This window comes from Xenophilus azovorans DSM 13620 (assembly GCF_000745855.1).
Classification (GTDB): Bacteria; Pseudomonadota; Gammaproteobacteria; order Burkholderiales; family Burkholderiaceae_C; genus Xenophilus; species Xenophilus azovorans.
On the sequence record NZ_JQKD01000031.1, the window covers coordinates 1 to 19,941 of the forward strand.

The 19,941-nt window shown below is 69.8% G+C and carries 22 protein-coding genes and 1 tRNA gene; 17 read left to right on the plus strand and 6 right to left on the minus strand.

Going from position 1 to position 19,941, the window contains the following annotated elements; all coding sequences use genetic code 11:
- The coding region (locus Q392_RS16680) for an IS5 family transposase (protein ID WP_038210183.1) at positions 1–334 on the plus strand (334 nt) is incomplete at its 5' end.
- A 32-nt stretch (positions 335–366) separates the two neighbouring features.
- Here Q392_RS16680 and Q392_RS16685 read toward each other — a convergent pair.
- Both Q392_RS16685 and Q392_RS16690 read right to left on the minus strand, forming a co-directional pair.
- On the minus strand, positions 367–1,026 hold the full coding sequence (locus Q392_RS16685) for a nucleotidyltransferase family protein (protein WP_051953594.1): 660 nt from the start codon (positions 1,024–1,026) through the stop codon (positions 367–369).
- Positions 1,019–2,218 (minus strand): amino acid aminotransferase, encoded by a 1,200-nt coding sequence (locus tag Q392_RS16690; RefSeq protein ID WP_038210184.1) that lies wholly within the window; start codon positions 2,216–2,218, stop codon positions 1,019–1,021. The genes Q392_RS16685 and Q392_RS16690 overlap by 8 nt, the downstream gene beginning before the upstream one ends.
- A 131-nt stretch (positions 2,219–2,349) precedes the next feature.
- Here Q392_RS16690 and uvrB point away from each other — a divergent pair, with 131 nt between their 5' ends.
- The 15 genes from uvrB (at position 2,350) to Q392_RS16765 (ending at position 14,371) form a co-directional block, all read left to right on the plus strand.
- The gene (gene uvrB, locus Q392_RS16695) at positions 2,350–4,461 is read left to right on the plus strand and encodes an excinuclease ABC subunit UvrB (protein WP_038210187.1); all 2,112 of its coding nucleotides are present in this window, start codon (positions 2,350–2,352) and stop codon (positions 4,459–4,461) included.
- Positions 4,462–4,687: 226 nt separating this feature from the next.
- Positions 4,688–5,224, plus strand: coding sequence for a Fe-S cluster assembly transcriptional regulator IscR (iscR, locus tag Q392_RS16700; protein WP_038210189.1), 537 nt, complete (start codon positions 4,688–4,690; stop codon positions 5,222–5,224).
- A gap of 79 nt (positions 5,225–5,303) precedes the next feature.
- A complete protein-coding gene (locus Q392_RS16705) occupies positions 5,304–6,524 on the plus strand; it encodes an IscS subfamily cysteine desulfurase (protein ID WP_038210191.1) in 1,221 nt (406 codons plus the stop codon).
- Between the two features lie 31 nt (positions 6,525–6,555).
- The gene (gene iscU, locus Q392_RS16710; RefSeq protein WP_038210194.1) at positions 6,556–6,963 is read left to right on the plus strand and encodes a Fe-S cluster assembly scaffold IscU; all 408 of its coding nucleotides are present in this window, start codon (positions 6,556–6,558) and stop codon (positions 6,961–6,963) included.
- Between the two features lie 16 nt (positions 6,964–6,979).
- Positions 6,980–7,303, plus strand: a complete 324-nt coding sequence (gene iscA / locus Q392_RS16715; protein ID WP_038210196.1) for an iron-sulfur cluster assembly protein IscA — start codon at positions 6,980–6,982, stop codon at positions 7,301–7,303.
- 73 nt (positions 7,304–7,376) lie between these two features.
- Positions 7,377–7,895, plus strand: a complete 519-nt coding sequence (hscB, locus tag Q392_RS16720) for a Fe-S protein assembly co-chaperone HscB (protein ID WP_038210197.1) — start codon at positions 7,377–7,379, stop codon at positions 7,893–7,895.
- Positions 7,896–7,904: 9 nt separating this feature from the next.
- Positions 7,905–9,761: a Fe-S protein assembly chaperone HscA gene (gene hscA / locus Q392_RS16725; RefSeq protein ID WP_038210199.1), complete on the plus strand. Its 1,857-nt coding sequence runs from the start codon at positions 7,905–7,907 to the stop codon at positions 9,759–9,761.
- 20 nt (positions 9,762–9,781) lie between these two features.
- Positions 9,782–10,120 carry an ISC system 2Fe-2S type ferredoxin gene (gene fdx, locus Q392_RS16730; RefSeq protein ID WP_038210201.1) on the plus strand — a complete coding sequence of 113 codons (339 nt, stop codon included), beginning with the start codon at positions 9,782–9,784 and terminating at the stop codon, positions 10,118–10,120.
- 88 nt (positions 10,121–10,208) lie between these two features.
- A complete protein-coding gene (dnaQ, locus tag Q392_RS16735) occupies positions 10,209–10,934 on the plus strand; it encodes a DNA polymerase III subunit epsilon (protein ID WP_038210203.1) in 726 nt (241 codons plus the stop codon).
- A gap of 96 nt (positions 10,935–11,030) precedes the next feature.
- A tRNA-Val gene (locus tag Q392_RS16740) sits at positions 11,031–11,105 on the plus strand.
- A gap of 145 nt (positions 11,106–11,250) precedes the next feature.
- Positions 11,251–11,706, plus strand: coding sequence for a hypothetical protein (locus tag Q392_RS16745; protein ID WP_038210205.1), 456 nt, complete (start codon positions 11,251–11,253; stop codon positions 11,704–11,706).
- A 121-nt stretch (positions 11,707–11,827) separates the two neighbouring features.
- Entirely contained in the window at positions 11,828–12,043 is a 216-nt protein-coding gene (locus Q392_RS16750) for a hypothetical protein (protein ID WP_038210208.1), read from the plus strand.
- A 32-nt stretch (positions 12,044–12,075) separates the two neighbouring features.
- Positions 12,076–13,182 (plus strand): NAD(P)/FAD-dependent oxidoreductase, encoded by a 1,107-nt coding sequence (locus Q392_RS16755; RefSeq protein WP_038210211.1) that lies wholly within the window; start codon positions 12,076–12,078, stop codon positions 13,180–13,182.
- Positions 13,183–13,288: 106 nt separating this feature from the next.
- Positions 13,289–13,597, plus strand: a complete 309-nt coding sequence (locus Q392_RS16760) for a glycine zipper domain-containing protein (RefSeq protein ID WP_038210216.1) — start codon at positions 13,289–13,291, stop codon at positions 13,595–13,597.
- A 72-nt stretch (positions 13,598–13,669) separates the two neighbouring features.
- Entirely contained in the window at positions 13,670–14,371 is a 702-nt protein-coding gene (locus Q392_RS16765; protein ID WP_038210220.1) for a phage holin family protein, read from the plus strand.
- A gap of 65 nt (positions 14,372–14,436) precedes the next feature.
- Here Q392_RS16765 and Q392_RS16770 read toward each other — a convergent pair whose 3' ends face one another.
- Positions 14,437–15,495, minus strand: a complete 1,059-nt coding sequence (locus Q392_RS16770) for a quinone-dependent dihydroorotate dehydrogenase (RefSeq protein WP_038210223.1) — start codon at positions 15,493–15,495, stop codon at positions 14,437–14,439.
- A 51-nt stretch (positions 15,496–15,546) separates the two neighbouring features.
- Here Q392_RS16770 and rpiA point away from each other — a divergent pair, with 51 nt between their 5' ends.
- A complete protein-coding gene (gene rpiA, locus Q392_RS16775) occupies positions 15,547–16,236 on the plus strand; it encodes a ribose-5-phosphate isomerase RpiA (protein ID WP_038210227.1) in 690 nt (229 codons plus the stop codon).
- 9 nt (positions 16,237–16,245) lie between these two features.
- Here rpiA and Q392_RS16780 read toward each other — a convergent pair whose 3' ends face one another.
- The 3 genes from Q392_RS16780 to folD are packed head-to-tail and all read right to left on the minus strand — an operon-like array spanning position 16,246 to position 19,879.
- Positions 16,246–16,887, minus strand: coding sequence for a glutaredoxin family protein (locus Q392_RS16780; protein ID WP_038210230.1), 642 nt, complete (start codon positions 16,885–16,887; stop codon positions 16,246–16,248).
- Positions 16,888–16,939: 52 nt separating this feature from the next.
- Complete coding sequence (locus Q392_RS16785) at positions 16,940–18,991, minus strand: M3 family metallopeptidase (protein WP_038210332.1); 2,052 nt, start codon at positions 18,989–18,991, stop codon at positions 16,940–16,942.
- Positions 18,992–19,027: 36 nt separating this feature from the next.
- Positions 19,028–19,879: a bifunctional methylenetetrahydrofolate dehydrogenase/methenyltetrahydrofolate cyclohydrolase FolD gene (gene folD, locus Q392_RS16790; protein WP_038210235.1), complete on the minus strand. Its 852-nt coding sequence runs from the start codon at positions 19,877–19,879 to the stop codon at positions 19,028–19,030.
- Between the last annotated feature and the right edge of the window lie 62 nt (positions 19,880–19,941).

The window sequence follows — 19,941 nt, forward strand, 5'->3', positions numbered from 1 at the left end:
GATCCTCACGCCCGGGCAAGTCAACGACATCACCCAGGCTCCAGAGTTGCTCAAGGGCCTCAGGCCAACGCATGTGCTTGCCGACAAGGGCTATGACAGCCGCGCCTTTGTGGCGCAGATCGAGGCGGCGGGCGCTCAAGCCGTGATTCCGCCGCGCAGTTGCCAGCAGCCGCGCTCCTTCGATGCCAAGCTATACCGGGCTCGCAATGCGATCGAGCGATGCTTCGGCCGGCTCAAGCAGTTCCGACGCATCGCCACGCGTTACGACCGCAAGGCCGCCCACTTCATGGCCTTCCTCTGCCTGGCCGCAAGTCTGGCTTGGCTGACAGATTGAATGTCGATTCAGCCTAGGGCGGGTGTGGCGGGCTACGAGGTGCACAGGCCGCGCACCAGCACCGGCTGTGCAGCCTGCGCCGCCGCCGTGTCGAGCACCCTGAGCCAGGGCCAGCGGCGCCGGTAGTCGGCCGCCTTGGCGGCATAGAGCCGCGCATCGGGACAGCGGCGGTTGGGCCGCAGCACGCCCCGCAGGAGTCCGTCCAGCCCGTCGGGCGCGTACAGCGTCAGGCCGCCGGCACCGGCCTGCAGGCCGACATAGGTGCCGTCCACCAGGAAGCGGTCAATGCCTTCCGACGAACTGCGCAGCGGGCTGTAGGGGGCCCCGAAGTACGCCTCGTACCAGGTGTGGACGCGGGCCTGGTTCTTCGCTTCCAGCGTCACGCCCAGGTCGGCGCAGGCCGTCTGCACGCGGCTGCCGATGGCCGCCTCGGACCCGGCCGACAGGTCGGCTGCGTCGAAATAGAAGAGGTCGTAGTCGCGGATGCCCTCGGCCGCCGGCCGACCGCTGCGCAGGTTCCACACCGTCTGGAACAGGCAGCCGGCCACCAGCCAGGCGTCGGGCAGTCCGAGGGCCGGGAGGCGCTCCAGGATGGCGCGGTTGGCCGGGTTGGCCAGCGCCAGGTCGACAAAAAGCCGGGCCGGCGAAGGCTCGCCGCCCGGCTCGCTGGATGAATCGACGGGATCAGCCAACGACCTTGGCGATCGCCTGGCAGACGTGGTCGATGTTCTTGCTGTTGAGCGCCGCCACGCACATGCGGCCGGTGTCGGTACCGTAGACGCCGAACTCGCTCCTCAGGCGCACCATCTGGTCCTTGGTCAGGCCGGAGTAGCTGAACATGCCGATCTGCTCGGTGATGAAGCCCATGTCCTGCTTCACGCCGGCGGCCTTCAGGCCATCGACCAGCTTCTGGCGCATGGCCTTGATGCGCACGCGCATCTCGCCCAGCTCCTTCTCCCACAGGGCGCGCAGCTCGGGGTTGCCGAGCACCGCCGCCACCACGGCGCCGCCGTGCGTGGGCGGGTTGCTGTAGTTGGTGCGGATCATGATCTTCAGCTGCGACAGCACGCGGGCCGCCTCGTCCTTGCTCTCGCACAGCACCGACAGGGCGCCGACACGCTCGCCGTACAGGCTGAAGCTCTTGGAGAAGGAGGTGGAGACGAAGAAGTCGAGGCCCGCGGCGACGAACTTGCCGATGACGGCGCCGTCCTCCTGGATGCCGTGGCCGAAGCCCTGGTAGGCCATGTCGAGGAAGGCGGTGAGCTTCCTGGTCTTGACGGCCTCGACCACCTGGTCCCACTGCGCGGGCGTGATGTCGTAGCCGGTCGGGTTGTGGCAGCAGGCGTGCAGCACGACGATGGTGCCGGCCGGCGCGGCGTTCAGCGCGGCCAGCATGCCCTCGAAGTTCACGCCGCGCTTGGCGGCGTCGTAGTAGGGGTAGGTCTCGACCTGGAAGCCGGCCTGGGTGAACAGGGCGCGGTGGTTCTCCCAGCTCGGGTCGCTGATCAGCACCTTGGCGTCGGGGCTGAGCTTCTTGAGGAAGTCGGCGCCGATCTTCAGGCCGCCGGTGCCGCCCAGGCCCTGTACGGTGGCGACGCGGCCGGACTTCACCGGCTCGCTGTCGGCGCCGAAGACCAGCGCCTTCACCGCCGCGTCGTAGGCGGCGATGCCGTCGATCGGCAGGTAGCCGCGGGCGCTGGGCGCCTTCATCATGTCGGCCTCGGCCTTCTTCACGCACTCCAGCAGCGGCAGCTTGCCGTTGTCGTCGTAGTACACGCCCACGCCGAGGTTGACCTTCTGCGGGTTGGTGTCGGCGGCGAATTGTTCGTTCAGGCCCAGGATCGGGTCGCGCGGCGCCATTTCGACGGCGGTGAAGAGAGACATTTTGGAATGCGTCCTTGGAAGGGAGGGGATGCCCGGGAGGCCCCAGGGCTTGGGCTGCCGGCTGGCCTGCGGTAGGCTGGCGGGTTCCGTTGAATTTTACCGGCCGGCCCGCACCTGCACCGCTTCCGCCCATGCCCGAAGTGCCTGAATCCATGCCCGACAAGACCCCCGCGAAGGGCGAGTTCGTCTCCTTTCCCGACTCCCCCTTCCAGCTCTTCCAGCCGTACCCGCCGGCCGGCGACCAGCCGACGGCCATCGCGCAGCTGGTGGAAGGGGTCCACGACGGCGAGGTGTTCCAGACCCTGCTGGGCGTGACCGGCTCGGGCAAGACCTTCACCATGGCCAACGTGATCGCCCGCCTGGGCCGCCCGGCCATCGTGTTCGCGCCCAACAAGACGCTGGCGGCGCAGCTCTACAGCGAGTTCCGCGAGTTCTTCCCGAAGAACGCGGTGGAGTACTTCGTCAGCTACTACGACTACTACCAGCCCGAGGCCTACGTGCCGCAGCGCGACCTGTTCATCGAGAAGGACTCGTCCATCAACGAGCACATCGAGCAGATGCGCCTGTCGGCCACCAAGAGCGTGCTGGAGCGGCGCGACGTGGTGATCGTGGCCACGGTGAGCGCCATCTACGGCATCGGCACGCCCGAGGACTACATGGAGATGCGGCTGATCATGCGGGTGGGCGACAAGGTCGGCCAGCGCGACCTGATCGGCCGGCTGATCCGCATGCAGTACACCCGCAACGAGCAGGACTTCGCCCGCGGCACCTTCCGCGTGCGCGGCGACGTGATCGACGTGTTCCCGGCCGAGCACAGCGAACTGGCGATCCGTATCGAGCTGTTCGACGACGAGATCGAGACGCTGTCGCTGTTCGACCCGCTCACCGGCCGCATCCGCCAGAAGGTGCCGCGCTTCACCGTCTACCCTTCCAGCCACTACGTCACGCCGCGCGACAAGACGCTGCGCGCGGTCGAGACCATCAAGCTGGAACTGGACGCGCGCCTGAAGGAGCTGGTGGCCGCCGGCAAGCTGGTGGAGGCGCAGCGCCTGGAGCAGCGCACGCGCTTCGACCTGGAGATGCTGGCCGAGATCGGCCACTGCAAGGGCATCGAGAACTACACGCGGCACCTCTCGGGCGCCGCGCCGGGCGATCCGCCGCCCACGCTGACCGACTACCTGCCCAAGGACGCGATCATGTTCCTGGACGAGAGCCACCAGATGATCGGCCAGCTCTCGGCCATGTACAACGGCGACCGGGCGCGCAAGACCACGCTGGTGGAGTATGGCTTTCGCCTGCCCTCGGCGCTGGACAACCGGCCGCTGAAGTTCGAGGAGTTCGAGCGCCGCATGCGCCAGTGCATCTTCGTCTCGGCCACGCCGGCCGCCTACGAGCAGCAGCACGCCGGCCAGGTGGTCGAGCAACTGGTGCGACCCACCGGCCTGATCGACCCCGAGGTCGAGGTGCGCCCCGCCACCCACCAGGTGGACGACGTGCTGCAGGAGATCCGCATCCGCGTCGAGAAGAACGAGCGCGTGCTGATCACCACGCTGACCAAGCGCATGGCCGAGCAGCTCACCGAGTACCTGGGCGACAACGGCGTGAAGGTGCGCTACCTGCACAGCGACGTGGACACGGTGGAGCGGGTCGAGATCATCCGCGACCTGCGCCTGGGCGCCTTCGACGTGCTGGTGGGCATCAACCTGCTGCGCGAGGGGCTGGACATCCCGGAGGTGTCGCTGGTCGCCATCCTCGACGCCGACAAGGAAGGCTTCCTGCGCGCCGAGCGCAGCCTGATCCAGACCATCGGCCGGGCGGCCCGCAACCTGCACGGCAAGGCCATCCTCTACGCCGACACCGTCACGGAATCGATGAAGAAGGCGATGGGCGAGACCGAGCGGCGCCGCATCAAGCAGATCGAGTTCAACGAGGCCCACGGCATCACGCCGCGCAGCATCGTCAAGCAGGTGCGCGAGCTGATCGACGGCGTCTACAGCGAGAAGTCCGGCAAGGAGGCGATCCAGCGCGAACTGGAGCGGGCCAAGGTCGAGGACATGAGCGAGAAGGACGTCGCCAAGGAGATCAAGCGCCTGGAAAAGCAGATGCTGGAGCACGCCCGCAACCTGGAGTTCGAGAAGGCGGCCCGCGTGCGCGACCAGTTGGCGCTGCTGCGCGAGCAGGCTTTCGGTGCAGCGGGTGGCGACAACATCGCGGTGCTGCCCGCGGGCGGGCAAAGGGCCTGAGCGGACCGATAGACGCTCTCCATCGACCCCATCGGGTTTACCCGAGCATGGCCTGGGGTTTTCTGTTAAACTTGAGCGAAATACTCAACAACAGAAGAACTTCGCGATGAAGGGCCGGCTCTCACCCCTCGATGGGGCCTGGCCGGGCAGGGCGGAGACGATGCCACTCCGGAAGATGGTCTCCAGGGTGTCATTTCCACGGTAAGCACTTCGAAAGGAGCTTGCGATGCGTCTGACGACCAAGGGCCGTTTTGCGGTCACCGCCATGATCGACCTGGCCCTGCGCCAGAACACGGGGCCGGTCACGCTGGCCGCGATCAGCCAGCGCCAGCAGATATCGCTGTCGTACCTCGAGCAGCTGTTCGGCAAGCTGCGCCGGCATGAGCTGGTGGAGTCCACCCGCGGGCCGGGCGGCGGCTATTCGCTGGGCCGCAAGGCCTCGGACATCACCGTCGCCGACATCATCGTCTCGGTGGACGAGCCGATCGACGCCACCCAGTGCGGCGGCAAGGAAAACTGCCTGGGCGAGGCCGGCCGCTGCATGACGCACGAGCTGTGGGCCTCGCTGAACCAGAAGATGGTGGAGTTCCTCGATTCCGTCACCCTGCAGAAGCTGGTGGACGACCAGATCGCCAAGGGCGTGCAGATCGAGAGCAAGCCGACCCCCAAGCGGGCGATCTCCAGCCAGCCGGTGGTCAAGCCGATCCGCGTGAACGCGCCCAACTCGGTGTTCGCGCTGGGCAGCGCCCTGGCCAAGACCTGACCGACGGACTTCTGAAAGCGGCGGGCCCCCGAGGGCCGCGCCAGAACAACGACGACCCCCACGCCCCGACGAGCAAGCCATGGATGTGACTCCCCATTTCCCGATCTACCTCGACTACGGTGCCACCACGCCGGTCGATCCCCGCGTGGTCGACGCCATGATCCCGTGGCTGCGCGAGCACTTCGGCAACCCCGCCTCGCGCAGCCATGCCTGGGGCTGGGAAGCGGAGGAGGCGGTCGAGAAGGCGCGCGCCCAGGTGGCCGAGCTGATCGGCGCCGACCCGCGCGAGATCATCTGGACCTCCGGCGCCACCGAGTCCGACAACCTGGCGATCAAGGGCGCGGCGCAGTTCTACAAGGGCAAGGGCAAGCACCTCATCACCGTCAAGACCGAGCACAAGGCCGTGCTCGACGTGATGCGCGAGCTGGAGCGCCAGGGCTTCGAGGTGACCTACCTGGACGTGCAGGAAAACGGCCTGCTCGACCTGGAGAAGTTCAAGGCCGCCATCCGCCCCGACACCATCCTGGCCAGCGTGATGTTCGTGAACAACGAGATCGGCGTGGTCCAGGACATCCCGGCCCTGGGCGCCATCTGCCGCGAGAAGGGCGTGATCTTCCACGTCGACGCGGCGCAGGCGACCGGCAAGGTCGAGATCGACGTCAAGACGCTGCCGGTCGACCTGATGAGCCTGGCATCGCACAAGACCTACGGCCCCAAGGGCATCGGCGCGCTGTACGTGCGCCGCAAGCCGCGCGTGCGCATCGAGGCGCAGATGCACGGCGGCGGCCACGAGCGCGGCATGCGCTCGGGCACGTTGCCCACCCACCAGATCGTGGGCATGGGCGAGGCCTTCCGCATCGCCAGGGAAGAGATGCCGCAGGACCTCGCCAAGGCGCGCGCACTGCAGCAACGGCTGCTGGACGGCCTGAAGGACATCGAGCAGGTGTTCATCAACGGCGACCTCACGCACCGCGTTCCGCACAACCTGAACATGAGCTTCAACTTCGTCGAGGGCGAGTCGCTGATCATGGGCATCAAGGGGCTGGCGGTGTCGTCCGGCTCGGCCTGCACCTCGGCCAGCCTGGAGCCCAGCTACGTGCTGCGCGCGCTCGGCCGCAGCGACGAGCTGGCCCACAGCAGCCTGCGCATGACCATCGGCCGCTTCACGACCGAGGAAGAGATCGACACGGCCGTCTCGGCCATCCGCCACAACGTCGCCAAGCTGCGCGAGCTCAGTCCGCTGTGGGAGATGTACCAGGACGGCGTGGACCTGAACTCCATCCAGTGGTCCGCCCACTGAACCGAATCGCACCAGAACAAGAGGTAACCCCATGGCTTATTCCCAGAAGGTCATCGACCACTACGAGAACCCCCGCAACGTCGGCTCCTTCGACAAGGGCGACGAGACCGTCGGCACCGGCATGGTGGGCGCGCCGGCCTGCGGCGACGTGATGAAGCTGCAGATCAAGGTCAACCCCGACACGGGCGTGATCGAGGACGCGCGCTTCAAGACCTACGGCTGCGGCTCGGCCATCGCGTCGAGCTCGCTGGTGACCGAGTGGGTCAAGGGCAAGACGCTGGACGAGGCGGCGCAGCTGAAGAACGCGCAGATCGCCGAGGAACTGGCGCTGCCGCCGGTGAAGATCCATTGCTCGATCCTGGCCGAGGACGCCATCAAGGCCGCCGTCAACGACTACAAGGCCAAGCACGGCGCCACGGCCGCCGCCGATGTCCACTGAAGGGCCGCGCACCGACATGGCCGTCACGCTGACCGAAGCCGCTGCCCGCCACGTCACCCGCTACCTCGCCAAGCGAGGCAAGGGGCTGGGCGTGCGCCTGGGCGTCAAGACGACCGGCTGCTCGGGCCTGGCCTACAAGCTGGAGTACGTGGACGAGGTGGCGCCCGAGGACGTGGTGTTCGAGGACCATGGCGTGAAGGTCATGATCGACCCGAAGAGCCTGGCCTACATCGACGGCACCGAGCTGGATTTCGTGCGCGAGGGGTTGAACGAGGGCTTCCGCTTCAACAACCCCAACGAGCGCGACCGCTGCGGCTGCGGCGAGAGCTTCAGGATCTGAACACCGGCTGCCTCGCCGTGCCAGCCGCCGCGCTCCGGCGGCTTTTTATCGTCGGGGCGCCCGACCGTTTCGCATGCAACTGACCGACACCGATTTCGCGCTGTTTGGCGTCCCGCCCACCTTCGCGCAGGACCGCGCCACACTGGACGCGCGCTGGAAGGAACTGCAGCGCGAGGCGCATCCCGACCGCTTCGCGGCCCAGGGCCCGGCGGCGCAGCGGCTGGCGATGCAGTGGTCGGTGCGGATCAACGAGGCTTACCAGCGGCTGAAGGACCCGCTCAGGCGCGCCGCCTACCTGTGCGAGCTGAACGGCGCGCCGGTCGACGCGGAGCGCAACACCGCCATGCCGCCGGAGTTCCTGGTGCAGCAGATGGAATGGCGCGAGGCGCTGGAGGAAGCCGGCGACCTGGTCGCGCTGGAGGCGCTGCAGGTCCAGGTCGATGCGGCCCGCACCCGCGCCCTCTCGTCGCTGGACTGGCTGATCGACGAGAAAGGCGACTACCCCGGCGCGGCCCAGCAGGTCAGAGCCCTCATGTTCATCGAGCGATTCGCCGACGAGGCCGACGCGGCTTTCGACCGCTTGGGACAATAGGCGCTTCCCATGGCACTTCTCCAGATCTCCGAACCCGGCCAGGCGCCGGACCCGCACCAGCGCCGCATCGCCGTCGGCATCGACCTGGGCACCACGCACTCGCTGGTGGCTGCCGTGCGCAACGGCGTGGCGGAGTGCCTGCCCGATGACCAGGGCAGGGTGCTGCTGCCCTCTGCCGTGCGCTACCTCGGCCAGGACCGGCGGCAGATCGGCCACGAGGCCCTGGCGGCCCGCGCGCAGGACCCGGCCAACACCATCACCTCGGTCAAGCGCCTGATGGGGCGCGGCCTGGCCGACATCGCGCACCAGGAGGCGATGCCCTACGCGCTGGCGGACGAGGGCGGCATGGTGCAGGTGCGCACCGCGGCCGGCCTGAAGTCGCCGGTCGAGGTCAGCGCCGAGATCCTGGCGACCCTGCGCTACCGCGCCGAGGACACCTTCGACAACGACCTGCACGGCGCCGTCATCACCGTGCCCGCCTACTTCGACGAAGGCCAGCGCCAGGCCACCAAGGACGCGGCGCAACTGGCCGGCCTGAACGTGCTGCGCCTCATCAGCGAGCCGACGGCCGCCGCCATCGCCTACGGGCTGGACAACGCGAGCGAGGGCGTCTACGCCGTCTACGACCTGGGTGGCGGCACTTTCGACATCTCCATCCTGCGGCTGACGCAGGGCGTGTTCGAGGTCATCGCCACCGGCGGCGACTCCGCGCTGGGCGGCGACGACTACGACCACGCGCTGGCCGAGGCCGTGCTCGCCCAGACCGGCGCCACGCCGCGCAGCGGCGAGGACCGGGCCGCGCTGCTGGTGGCGGCGCGGGCCGCCAAGGAGGCGCTGAGTGACGACGAATCCACCGAGTTCAGCGCCCGCCTGGGGGGCGCGGACCTGCGCTGCACCGTCACGCGCGCACAGTTCGACGAGGCCACCCGGCCCCTGACCGACCGCACCCTGGCCGCCGCCCGCAAGGCGCTGCGCGATGCGCGCCTGAAGCCCGAGGACCTGCAGGGCATCGTGCTCGTCGGCGGCGCCACGCGCATGCCGCAGATCCGCCGCGCGGTGGCGCAGTTCTTCGGCCGCGAGCCGCTGGTCAACCTCGACCCCGACCAGGTGGTGGCATTGGGCGCCGCCGTCCAGGCCAACCAGCTGGCCGGCAACGACAACGCCGGCAACCTGCTGCTGCTGGACGTGATCCCGCTCTCGCTCGGCCTGGAGACGATGGGTGGGCTGGTCGAGCGCATCGTGCCGCGCAACACCACCATCCCGACCGCGATGGCACAGGACTTCACCACCTACCAGGACGGCCAGACCGCACTGGCGCTGCACGTGGTGCAGGGCGAGCGCGACCTGGTCGCCGACTGCCGCAGCCTGGCGCGCTTCACCCTGCGCGGCATCCCGCCGATGGCGGCGGGCGCGGCGCGCATCCGCGTCACCTTCACCGTCGATGCCGACGGCCTGCTGTCGGTGAGCGCGAAGGAGCAGAGCAGCGGTGTGGAGGCCAGCGTGACCGTCAAGCCCTCGTACGGCCTGACGGACGAGCAGATCGCCGGCATGCTGCGCGAGAGCTTCTCCACGGCCCAGCAGGACATGCAGGCGCGTGCGCTGGTCGAGGCCCGCGTCGACGCCGAGCGGATGGTGCTGGCCACGCGCAGCGCCATCGCGGCCGACGGCGCGCTGCTGGATGCGACCGAGCGCGAGGCCATCGAGACCCTCGTCGCCGAACTCGAGCGCGCCCGCGCCGGTAGCGACGCCGCGGCCATCGAGGCCGCCACCAAGGCGCTGGCCGAGGGCACCGAGCCCTTCGCCGCGCGCCGCATGAACCAGGGCATCGCCCGCGCCCTGGCCGGGCGCAAGATCGAATCGGTCTGAGAAGAACGGCAACGGCCACCATGCCCATCATCAAGATCCTCCCCCACGCCGAATACTGCCCCGAGGGCGCCGAGATCACGGCGCCCGCCGGCACCTCCATCTGCGAGGCGCTGCTGGAAAACGACATCGAGATCGAGCATGCCTGCGAGATGAGCTGCGCCTGCACCACCTGCCACGTCGTCGTGCGCCAGGGCTACGCCTCGCTGGGCGAGCCCGACGAGGCCGAGGAGGACCTGCTCGACCGCGCCTGGGGCCTGGAGCCGACCTCGCGCCTGTCCTGCCAGGCCATCCTGGGCCGAGACGACGTGACGGTCGAGATCCCGAAGTACTCGATCAACCACGCCAAGGAAAACCACTGATGACCATCAGCCCCCACGCTCATCACTGCGTGTATTCGCTGCCCCCCGAGGGGGCGCATGCCCTCCTTGGGGCGGCCCGGCGGAGGGCATGATGCGCCAGATCGTCCTCGACACCGAAACCACCGGCCTCTCGGCCGAGAACGGCGACCGCGTCATCGAACTGGGCTGCGTCGAACTGGTGGGCCGCAAGCTCTCGGGCAACGACCTGCACCTGTACTTCAACCCCGAGCTCGAGAGCCACGAGGACGCGCTCAAGGTGCACGGCCTGACCAGCGAGTTCCTGGCCGACAAGCCGAAGTTCGTCGAGCGGGCGCAGGACATCGTGGAGTACCTGCGTGGTGCCGAGCTGATCATCCACAACGCGGCCTTCGACGTCGGCTTCCTGAACAAGGAGTTCGAGCGCGCCGGGCTGCAGCCGCTGGCCAGCTACGTGGCCGAGGTGACCGATACGCTGGCGATGGCCAAGCAGGTCTATCCCGGCAAGCGCAATTCGCTGGACGCGCTGTGCGACCGCTTCGGCGTGGACCGGTCCAACCGCACCTACCACGGCGCCAAGCTGGATGCGCAGCTCCTGGCCGACGTGTACATCAACCTCACGCGCGGGCAGGACGCCCTGCTGATCGACGTCGCGCCCAGCGACGAGCCGGCCCAGGGCGCGGCGATCGTGGCGGTGGACCTGAGCAGCTTCGTGCTGCCGGTGCTGACGGCTTCCGAGTCGGAACTGGCCGAGCACGACAGGATGCTGGCCGACCTCGACAAGGCCAGCGGCGGCAAGACACTCTTTCGCCAGGACGGCGCGCAAGCTGTGGCATAATGCGAGGCTTCGCGCAACAGCGCGGACATGCCACCGGTGGGAGGCCCCAGGCCTTCCCTCCAGTTTTCCGGCACGGCGCACACAGCGCCGCCGCCAGGGCGATTAGCTCAGTGGTAGAGCACTGCATTCACACTGCAGGGGTCGCAAGTTCGAACCTTGCATCGCCCACCATTCACACAGATCCTCCCGACTCATCCGCCTCCCGCCCCGCGGGGGGTGGATTCGGCACGGCCGAACGGGCACGATGGCCGGGCCGTCGAATGGTTCCGTCCGAAAGCGACGCACGACATCGCCGGCCCACATGGAAGGAGCCCTCATGAAATCCATGTCGATCCTCGGCGCGGTGGCGCTGGCCGCGTGTTGCGCCAGCCAGGCATGGGCGCAGTTCGATCCCGGCGCCTCGATGGACCTGGGCGCCGGCATGGGCGCGACGGCCCTGGGGCAATCCACGCTGAGCGGCACGCGCAACATCGGCAAGGGTGGCCACGCCTCGGACGAACTGTCGCCGACCATGAGGAAGTACTGCGCGCAATGGCCGGATGAAGGCGTATGCAAGGCGGATCGCGCCCGCCGGGCGCAGCGCAACCCACAAGGGACGGCGCCGCATGGGGCTGAACGGGATCAGCAGGCCATGATGCGTTCGCTGGCGCCCGAATACAGGCGCCGCGTTCACGACCACGGCCAGGCGGAGGCGGACCGCTGGCTCGCGCAGACGGCCCGGGAGATGGGCCGCCGTGACGGCGCGGCCGCGCGTCGCGTCCAAGGCCGATGAAACGCCGCGCGATGCCGCGGCCCCGACGTGGCGTGGTCCCCGGCCGACGCACGGTCGCGGCGGCCTCCGCCTGCTGCGCGCCGGCCGAATCGGCGCATCATCTCCGGCAAAGGAGGCCGCCATGCCAGACCTGCCCGCGCCGATCACGCCCGACGACCCGGCCGAACTGCCCGTGGAGCCGGATCGCGGACCCGCCACGCCCGCCGCACCGCCCTCGGATTCGACCATTCCCCCGCCGGCCAAGCCGGACCACGGGCAGGCGCTGCGCGTGCGGCGCCGGCTGACGCTGTCCAGTCACTTCATGCGGGCGGCCACTTTCCGCTGGCGGATGGCCTGAGTGCCGGTCCGGCGAGCGGCTAAGCTCGCCGCATGGACGAATTCGATTGCGCCGTCATCGGCGCCGGTGTGGTGGGCCTGGCGGTCGCGCGTGCGTTGGCGCTGCAGGGCCGCGAGGTCATCGTGCTGGAGGCGGAGGGCGCCATCGGCACCGGCACCAGTTCCCGCAACAGCGAGGTGATCCACGCCGGCATCTACTACCCGCAGGACTCGCTCAAGGCGCGGCTGTGCGTGCAGGGCAAGGAGATGCTCTACGCCTACGCCGCCGAACGGAACCTCCCGCATCGCCGCTGCGGCAAGCTGATCGTCGCCACCGCGCCCGCGCAGGTGGCGGCGCTGGAAGACATCGTCCGCAAGGCGCGCGCGAACGGCGTGGACGACCTGGAGGCGCTCGATGAGCAGCAGGCCCGTGCGCTGGAACCGCAACTGGCCTGCGAGGCCGCCTTGCTGTCACCCAGCACCGGCATCGTCGACAGCCACGCGCTGATGCTCGCGCTGCAGGGCGACCTGGAGAACGCGGGCGGCATGCTGGCGCTCAAGTCGCCGGTGGCGCGCGCCGTCTGCGGGCCGGCGGGGATCGACCTGGTCGGCGTCGACGGCACGCAGTTGCGCTGCCGCTCAGTGGTCAACGCGGCGGGTCTGGGGGCGCCGGCGCTGGCGCGGCGCTTCGACGGGCTGGACCCGCGGCACGTGCCCGCCGCCCACTGGGCCAAGGGAAGCTATTTCACGCTCGCTGGGCGCTCGCCCTTCAGCCGGCTGATCTACCCGGTGCCCGAGGCCGCGGGGCTGGGCGTGCACCTGACGCTGGACCTGGGCGGACAGGCGAAGTTCGGGCCCGACGTGCAGTGGGTGGATTCGCCGGACGATCTGGAGGTCGATCCGTACCGCGCCGACGGCTTCTATGCCGAGGTCCGCAAGTACTGGCCGGCCCTGGCCGACGGGGCGCTGCAGCCGGGCTACGCGGGCATCCGGCCGAAGATCTCCGGGCCGGGCGAGCCGGCGCACGACTTCGTCATCCAGGGGCCGGCCGAACATGGCGTCGCCGGGCTGGTCAACTTGTTCGGCATCGAGTCGCCGGGGCTGACCAGCAGCCTGGCGATTGCGGAATTCGTGGCCCGAATGCCGGACATATCCCACTAAGGCCACGCGCATCACGGGGTAACATGGTCGGCACGCCGCTTGCAGGCGTGTCCACTGCCGGCGCTTCGCCGGCGTCGTGATCACACTGAGGGAAGGTTCATCACCCATGTCCGCAACCAAGAATCTCGAAGCAGCCGCCAACGCCGTGGTCGAAGACCTCGCCAGCGACGTCAAGGGGGTGCTCTCCAGCAAGGAACTGGAATCCGTGCCTCAGGTCAAGGCGCTCAAGCAGCGTGTCGAGGCCAAACTGGCCATCGCCCGCGAGCTGGCGGCCGAGAAGAGCCGCATCGCCGCCAAGCGGGCCAAGGATGCGGCGCAGACCGCCAACGCCTACGCCCATGACGAGCCCTGGCAGATCGCAGCCGGTGCCCTGGCGGTCGGCGTGCTGGTGGGCCTGCTGCTTGGCCGCCGCTGAGCGTCCGACCCCGCCGGCGGCCGGGTTCCGGCGCGGCGGGTTTCATCTGCAGGGAGCATGGAGGCGCGGCGCATGAAGCGGCTGCTGGGTCTTTTCGGCATCGACGAACGGATTGCCCGCCTGCGCTCCGCCGTGGGCGAGGGCGTGATCGCGGCGGAGGACCGTGCGCAGCTGGTGCGCATGGCGCTCGCCGACCTGAAGGCGCCGCTGCAACGCATGGCGGCGCTGCTGGTGGCGCTGGTCGGGCTGACCATCGTGATGGCGGTGCTGCTCTCGCTGGCGGTGATCGTGCATTTCTGGGACACGCCCCAGCGCAGCACGGCCGCCTGGATCGTGGCCCTGGTGTGGATCGTCCTCTGGGCGGGCGCGCTGGTCGGCCTGGTGACGTCGCTGCGCGGCGCCTCGTCGGCCGTGCAGCCGGCGCAGCTGGAGTTCGAGCGCGACATCGAATGGCTGCAGGCGCGCTTCGGCGACGAGGACAAGCCGCGCGAGCCGCGTCCGGCCACCCTGGCCGAGCTGGTCGACCGCATCGAAGGCCAGCGCCGGCGCCTCGTGCTGGCCGAGCGCCTGGAGGCCGCCGCCGAGGCGGCGCAGGCGGAGGCCGTGGCGGCCGGCACGGCGCGCGAGCCGCTGCAGGCGCGGGCCACGCGCATGGCGCGCGAGCATCCGGTGGCGGCCGGCGCCGCGGCCGCGGTGCTGCTGGCGGCCGTCGGTCCGCGCCGGGTGCTCAAGGCCGTGAGCTGGGCGCTGCCGATCCTCTGGAAACTGCGCTGAGTTTCCCCAGGGGAAGCCGCCGCGCGCGTGATGCGCCGGCGGCTTTTTTCTTTCTCGGCGGCGCCTCAGCCCCGGCGCAGCGCCTGTGCCACCTCGCGCACCAGCGCCGGGCCCTTGTAGATGAGGCCGGTGTAGATCTGCACCACGTCCGCGCCGGCGGCGCGCTTGGCCTGCGCGTCCGCGCCGCTGAGGATGCCGCCCACGCCGATGATCGGAAAGTCCGGCCCCAGGGCCGCGCGCAGGCCCGCCACGACGCGGTCGCTGGCCTCGCGCACCGGCGCGCCCGAGAGGCCGCCGGTCTCCCCGGCGTGGCGCATGCCCTGCACGGCGGCGCGCTCCAGCGTGGTGTTGGTGGCGATGACGCCGTCCATGCCGTGGCGGCGCAGCGTGGCGGCGATGACCGCCACCTGGTCCGCCACCAGGTCCGGCGCGATCTTGACGAACACCGGCACATGGCGGCCCTGCGTGGCCGCCAGGGCGCCGCGCCGCTCGGCGACGGCGCCCAGCAGCGCGTCCAGCGCCTCGTCGCTCTGCAGGCTGCGCAGGTTGGCGGTGTTGGGGCTGGAGATGTTGACTGTCACGTAGTCGGCGTGCGGGTACACGCCTTCCAGGCCGAGCAGGTAGTCGTCCACCGCCCGCTCGATGGGCGTGGCGGCGTTCTTGCCGATGTTCAGGCCCAGCAGCATCGGCGCGCGGCCGGCGCGCTGCGCCTGCTGGCGAAAGCGCGCCTTCTGCACATTGGCGACGAAGGCGTCCAGTCCCTCGTTGTTGAAGCCCAGCCGGTTGATCAGCGCTTGCGCATCGGGCAGGCGGAACATGCGCGGCTTGGGGTTGCCGGGCTGCGCCCTGGGCGTGACGGTGCCGACCTCGACGAAGCCGAAGCCCATCGCGGCGAAGGCGTCGATGCAGCGGGCGTTCTTGTCCAGGCCGGCGGCCAGGCCGACGCGATTGGGGAAGGCCAGGCCCGCCAGCGTCACCGGGTCGTCGATGCGCGCCGAGGCGTACAAGCAGGCCAGCGGCGTGTTCTGCGTGCGCGCCAGGTTGTCGAGGGTGAGTTCGTGTGCGGCCTCGGGGTCGAGCCCGAAGAGGAAGGGGCGGGCCAGGCCGTAGGCGAGGGAGAGCATCGGATAATTCGCGGCTTCTTTTCTGTCGAGACGAACCCAGGATTTTCCGCCATGAACGCACCCGCACCGACCCAGGACGAACTCAAGGCGATGGTGGGGCAGGCCGCGCTGGCCTACGTGCCGCGCGGCGAGATCGTGGGCGTGGGCACCGGCTCCACCGTCAACAAGTTCATCGAGGCGCTGGCGACGATCAAGGGCGAGATCCGCGGCGCCGTCTCCAGCTCCGTGGCGTCGACCGAGCGGCTGCGCGCGCTGGGCATCGAGGTGTTCGACAGCAACGCGGTGGACGAACTGGCCGTCTACATCGACGGCGCCGACGAGATCGACGGCCGCGGCTTCATGGTCAAGGGCGGCGGCGCGGCGCTCACGCGCGAGAAGATCGTCGCCGCGCAGTCGCGCCGCTTCGTGTGCATCGCCGACGCCTCCAAGCGCGTCGACGTGTTGGGCGCCTTCCCGCTGCCGGTGGAGGTGATCCCGATGGCGGCGCGGCGGATCATGCGGCAGTTCGCGGCGCTGGGCGGCGTGGCGCAGGTGCGCGAGAAGGACGGCGCGCCGCTGGTCACCGACAACGGCCAGCACATCCTCGACGTGAGCGGCCTGGCGATCGCCGATCCGCTGGGCTTCGAGAGCGAGGTGAACCAGTGGCCGGGCGTGGTCACGGTCGGCGTGTTCGCGCACCAGAAGGCCGACGTGTGCCTGCTGGCGGCGCCGCAGGGCGTGCAGACGCTCAGTTTCGGCTGAGCGCCGCCGTCAGAAGCGGATGCCGGCCGGGTTCGAGGGCGTGGGGCCGTTGGCGTCTGCCGGCGGGGGCGGTGCGGCAGGGGCCTCGGCCGGAGCGGCGGCCGCCGGTGCCGGCGGGGCGACGCGCTGCTGCGCCACCAGCGGCTGGGCCGGCGGGTTGCGGTAGCCGGGCGGCAACTGCACGCTCTTCGCATAGCCTGCCGCGTCCAGGTAGCGCGACCACTCCGCGTCTGCGAAGCCCTTGACCTGCTGCGTGCCGATGGTCAGCAGCGGCAGCGAGTTCTGGCCCGAGAGGCGTTCCAGCGCGGCGATGTCGTCCGGCGTCTTCACCGTGCGCTCGTCGAAGGGGATGCCGCGCGTGAGCAGCAGGTTGCGACCCGTCTCGCAGGGGGCGCAGTCGTCGCCCGTGTAGATCGTCACAGGGTAGCGTTGCACGACCTGGCGCAGTTCGTACGGCAGCAGGGCCCCGGCGCCCGCGCCGCTGCTGCCCGCCCGGCCGGGCGCGACAGGCTGGGTGCTGGCCGCCGGCGGCCGGTCGGTGTAGGTGACGCGGCCGTTGGCGTCCACCTGCCGGTACAGACCCTGCGCGGCGGCGCTGCCGGCAGCAAGGCAAAGGGCAACGGCGCTGAATCGCAGGTACATGGGGCTCATGAGGGGTTCAAGGGGTGACGAAGCTGCGGAGATTACCGCAGCCGCGCCGCCCTCAGGCCGCCAGCGGTTCGGCCATGCCCTGGTGGCGCAGCAACGCGTCGAGCTGCGGCTCGCGGCCGCGGAAGGCCTTGAAGCTCTCCATCGCGGTGCGGCTTCCACCGGCCTCCAGGATCTGCTGGCGGTAGCGGCGGCCGGTCTCGATGCTGGGCGCGCCGTCCGGGCTCACCGTCTCCTCGAAGGCCGCGTAGGCGTCGGCGCTGAGCACCTCGGCCCACTTGTAGCTGTAGTAGCCGGCCGCGTAGCCGCCCGAGAAGATGTGGGTGAAGGTGTTGGGCGTGCGGCTGAAGGGCGGCGCCGGCAGCACCGCGACCTCGCTGCGCACCTGGTCCAGCAGCGCCATCACGGCGCCGGGCTGCACATGGGCGGCATCGAAGTCGGTGTGCAGCAGCATGTCGAACAGCGCGAACTCGATCTGCCGCAGCGTCTGCATGCCGCTCTGGAAGTTCTTGGCCGCGGTCATCTTGTCGAAGAGCGGGCGCGGCAGCGGCTGGCCGGTATTGGCATGCGCCGTCATGTGCGAGAGCACGTCCCACTCCCAGCAGAAGTTCTCCATGAACTGGCTGGGCAGCTCGACGGCATCCCATTCCACGCCGCTGATGCCCGAGACGTCGTGCTCGTTGACCTGCGTCAGCATGTGGTGCAGTCCGTGGCCGAACTCGTGGAAGAGGGTGATCACGTCGTCGTGGGTGAGCAGCGGCGGCTTGCCGTCCACGCCCTCGGCGAAGTTGCATACCAGGTGTGCCACCGGCGTCTGCAGCGTGCCGGTGTCGGGGCGCAGCCAGCGGGCGCGCACGTCGTCCATCCAGGCGCCGCCGCGCTTGCCGGTGCGCGCGGACGGGTCGAGGTAGAACTGGCCGACCTTCGTGCCGGCGCGCTCGATGCGGTAGAACTCCACCGTCGAATGCCACACCGGCGCGCTGTCGCGCACGATCTTCACCTCGAACAGCGTCTCGACGATCTTGAACAGGCCCGCCAGCACTTTCGGCGCCGGGAAGTACTGCTTGACCTCCTGTTCGCTGAAAGCGTAGCGCGCCTCCTTGAGCTGTTCGCCGATGTAGCTCCAGTCCCAGGGCTGCGGATCGGCGATGCCCAGTTCCTTCGCGGCGAACTCGCGCAGCTCGGCCACGTCGCGCAGGCCGTAGGGCCGGGCCTTGGCGGCCAGGTCGCGCAGGAACTTCACCACCTGGGCGGGCGACTCGGCCATCTTGGGCACGACCGACAGCTCGCCGAAGTTGCAGTAGCCCAGCAGCTTCGCCTCTTCCTCGCGCAGCGCCAGGATCTCGGTGATGAGCGGGGTGTTGTCGAAGGCCGCGTCGCCGAACTCGCTGGCGCGGGTGACGTAGGCGCGGTAGAGCCGTTCGCGCAGCGCGCCGCTCCTGGCGAACTGCATCACCGGCAGGTAGCTGGGCATCTTGAGCGTGAGCTTGTAGCCGGGCTTGCCCTCCGCCTCGGCCGCGGCGCGGGCGGCGGCGATCACGTCTTCCGGCAGGCCGTCCAGTTCGCCGCGCTCGGCGTAGTGCGCGAAGGCATCGGTCGCGTCCAGCGCGTTCTCGCTGAACTTCTGCGACAGCTCGGCCTGGCGTTCCTGGATCTCGGCGAAGCGCTTCTTCGCCTCGCCCTGCAGCTCGGCGCCGCCCAGCACGAAGTTGCGCACGGCGTTCTTGTGGGCCTGGCGCTGCTCGGCGTCGAGCGCGGCCGGGTCGATGGCCTTGTACTTGGCGTACAGGCGCTCGTCGGAGCCCAGGCGGGTCCAGAAGGCGGTCACGCGCGGCATCGCCTCGTTGTAGGCGGCGCGCAGGGCCGGCGTGTCGGCGACGGCGTTGAGGTGGCCCACCGCGCCCCAGGCACGGCCGAAGCGCTCGGTCGCCACGTCCAGCACGCGGGCGATGGCGGCCCACTCGGCCGGGAATGCCGGCTTCGTCACTTCCTCCAGAGCTGCTTCGGCCTCGGCCAGTAGCGTGTCCACGGCCGGTGCGACGTGCTCCGGGCGGATCCGGTCGAACAGCGGGAGGTCGGTGAAGTCGAGGAGGGGATTGGCGCTCATGTCGGTCATCTGGAGGCGGGAGAAGCGGGCTTCAAGTCAGGCGGTGGCGCGCTCGGCCGCCTCGATGGTGTTGACCAGCAGCATGGCGCGGGTCATGGGGCCGACGCCGCCGGGCACGGGCGTGATCCAGCCCGCCACCTCTTTCACGCCGTCGAAATCCACGTCGCCGCACAGCTTGCCCTCGGCGTTGCGGTTCATGCCCACGTCGATGACCACCGCGCCGGGCTTGACCATGTCGGCCGTCACCAGGTTCTGCCTGCCCACCGCCGCCACGATCACGTCGGCCTGGCGCGTCATCGCACCCAGGTCGGCCGTGGCGCTGTGGCAGATGGTGACGGTGGCGCTGCGGCCGAGCAGCATCATCGCCATCGGCTTGCCGACGATGTTGCTGCGGCCGATGACCACTGCGTGCCTGCCGCGCAACTCGTAGCCGATGGAGTCGAGCATGCGCAGGCAGCCGTGCGGCGTGCAGGGCCAGAAGCCGGGCTGGCCGACCATCAGCGCGCCGGCGCTGGCGACGTGGAAGCCGTCGACGTCCTTGGCGGGCGAGATGGCCTCGATCACCTTGTGGCTGTCCATATGCTTGGGCAGCGGCAGTTGCACCAGGATGCCGTGCACGGACGGGTCCTTGTTCAGCGCGTCGATGCGCTCCAGCAGCTCGGCTTCGGCAAGGTCGGCGCCGTAGCGCTCCAGCTTCGCCGTCAGGCCGGTCTCGCTGCTGTCGTTGACCTTGTGCTTCACGTAGACCTGGCTGGCCGGGTCGTCGCCGACCAGGATGATGGCCAGGGCGGGCTCGACGCCGCGCGCCTTGAGGGCCTGGGTGCGGCCGGCGACTTCGGCGCGGATCTGGCGGGCGAGGGCGTTGCCGTCGATGAGCTGGGCTGTCATGGGATGTCTGGACTCACAAGTGAAAACGCCCGCTCACGCAGGGGGCGAGGCGGGCGCTGGTC

Excerpts from the sequence above, each read along its gene's own strand:
- Q392_RS16750 (WP_038210208.1), top strand. The coding sequence starts at position 11,828 with ATGCCAGACCTGCCCGCGCCGATCACGCCCGACGACCCGGCCGAACTG.
- hscB (WP_038210197.1), top strand. The coding sequence starts at position 7,377 with ATGCAACTGACCGACACCGATTTCGCGCTGTTTGGCGTCCCGCCCACC.
- iscA (WP_038210196.1), top strand. The coding sequence starts at position 6,980 with ATGGCCGTCACGCTGACCGAAGCCGCTGCCCGCCACGTCACCCGCTAC.
- Q392_RS16760 (WP_038210216.1), top strand. The coding sequence starts at position 13,289 with ATGTCCGCAACCAAGAATCTCGAAGCAGCCGCCAACGCCGTGGTCGAA.
- Q392_RS16690 (WP_038210184.1), bottom strand. The coding sequence starts at position 2,218 with ATGTCTCTCTTCACCGCCGTCGAAATGGCGCCGCGCGACCCGATCCTG.
- Q392_RS16745 (WP_038210205.1), top strand. The coding sequence starts at position 11,251 with ATGAAATCCATGTCGATCCTCGGCGCGGTGGCGCTGGCCGCGTGTTGC.
- fdx (WP_038210201.1), top strand. The coding sequence starts at position 9,782 with ATGCCCATCATCAAGATCCTCCCCCACGCCGAATACTGCCCCGAGGGC.
- Q392_RS16785 (WP_038210332.1), bottom strand. The coding sequence starts at position 18,991 with ATGAGCGCCAATCCCCTCCTCGACTTCACCGACCTCCCGCTGTTCGAC.
- hscA (WP_038210199.1), top strand. The coding sequence starts at position 7,905 with ATGGCACTTCTCCAGATCTCCGAACCCGGCCAGGCGCCGGACCCGCAC.
- folD (WP_038210235.1), bottom strand. The coding sequence starts at position 19,879 with ATGACAGCCCAGCTCATCGACGGCAACGCCCTCGCCCGCCAGATCCGC.
- Q392_RS16705 (WP_038210191.1), top strand. The coding sequence starts at position 5,304 with ATGGATGTGACTCCCCATTTCCCGATCTACCTCGACTACGGTGCCACC.
- Q392_RS16755 (WP_038210211.1), top strand. The coding sequence starts at position 12,076 with ATGGACGAATTCGATTGCGCCGTCATCGGCGCCGGTGTGGTGGGCCTG.
- uvrB (WP_038210187.1), top strand. The coding sequence starts at position 2,350 with ATGCCCGAAGTGCCTGAATCCATGCCCGACAAGACCCCCGCGAAGGGC.
- Q392_RS16780 (WP_038210230.1), bottom strand. The coding sequence starts at position 16,887 with ATGAGCCCCATGTACCTGCGATTCAGCGCCGTTGCCCTTTGCCTTGCT.
- Q392_RS16765 (WP_038210220.1), top strand. The coding sequence starts at position 13,670 with ATGAAGCGGCTGCTGGGTCTTTTCGGCATCGACGAACGGATTGCCCGC.
- dnaQ (WP_038210203.1), top strand. The coding sequence starts at position 10,209 with ATGATGCGCCAGATCGTCCTCGACACCGAAACCACCGGCCTCTCGGCC.
- iscR (WP_038210189.1), top strand. The coding sequence starts at position 4,688 with ATGCGTCTGACGACCAAGGGCCGTTTTGCGGTCACCGCCATGATCGAC.
- rpiA (WP_038210227.1), top strand. The coding sequence starts at position 15,547 with ATGAACGCACCCGCACCGACCCAGGACGAACTCAAGGCGATGGTGGGG.
- iscU (WP_038210194.1), top strand. The coding sequence starts at position 6,556 with ATGGCTTATTCCCAGAAGGTCATCGACCACTACGAGAACCCCCGCAAC.
- Q392_RS16770 (WP_038210223.1), bottom strand. The coding sequence starts at position 15,495 with ATGCTCTCCCTCGCCTACGGCCTGGCCCGCCCCTTCCTCTTCGGGCTC.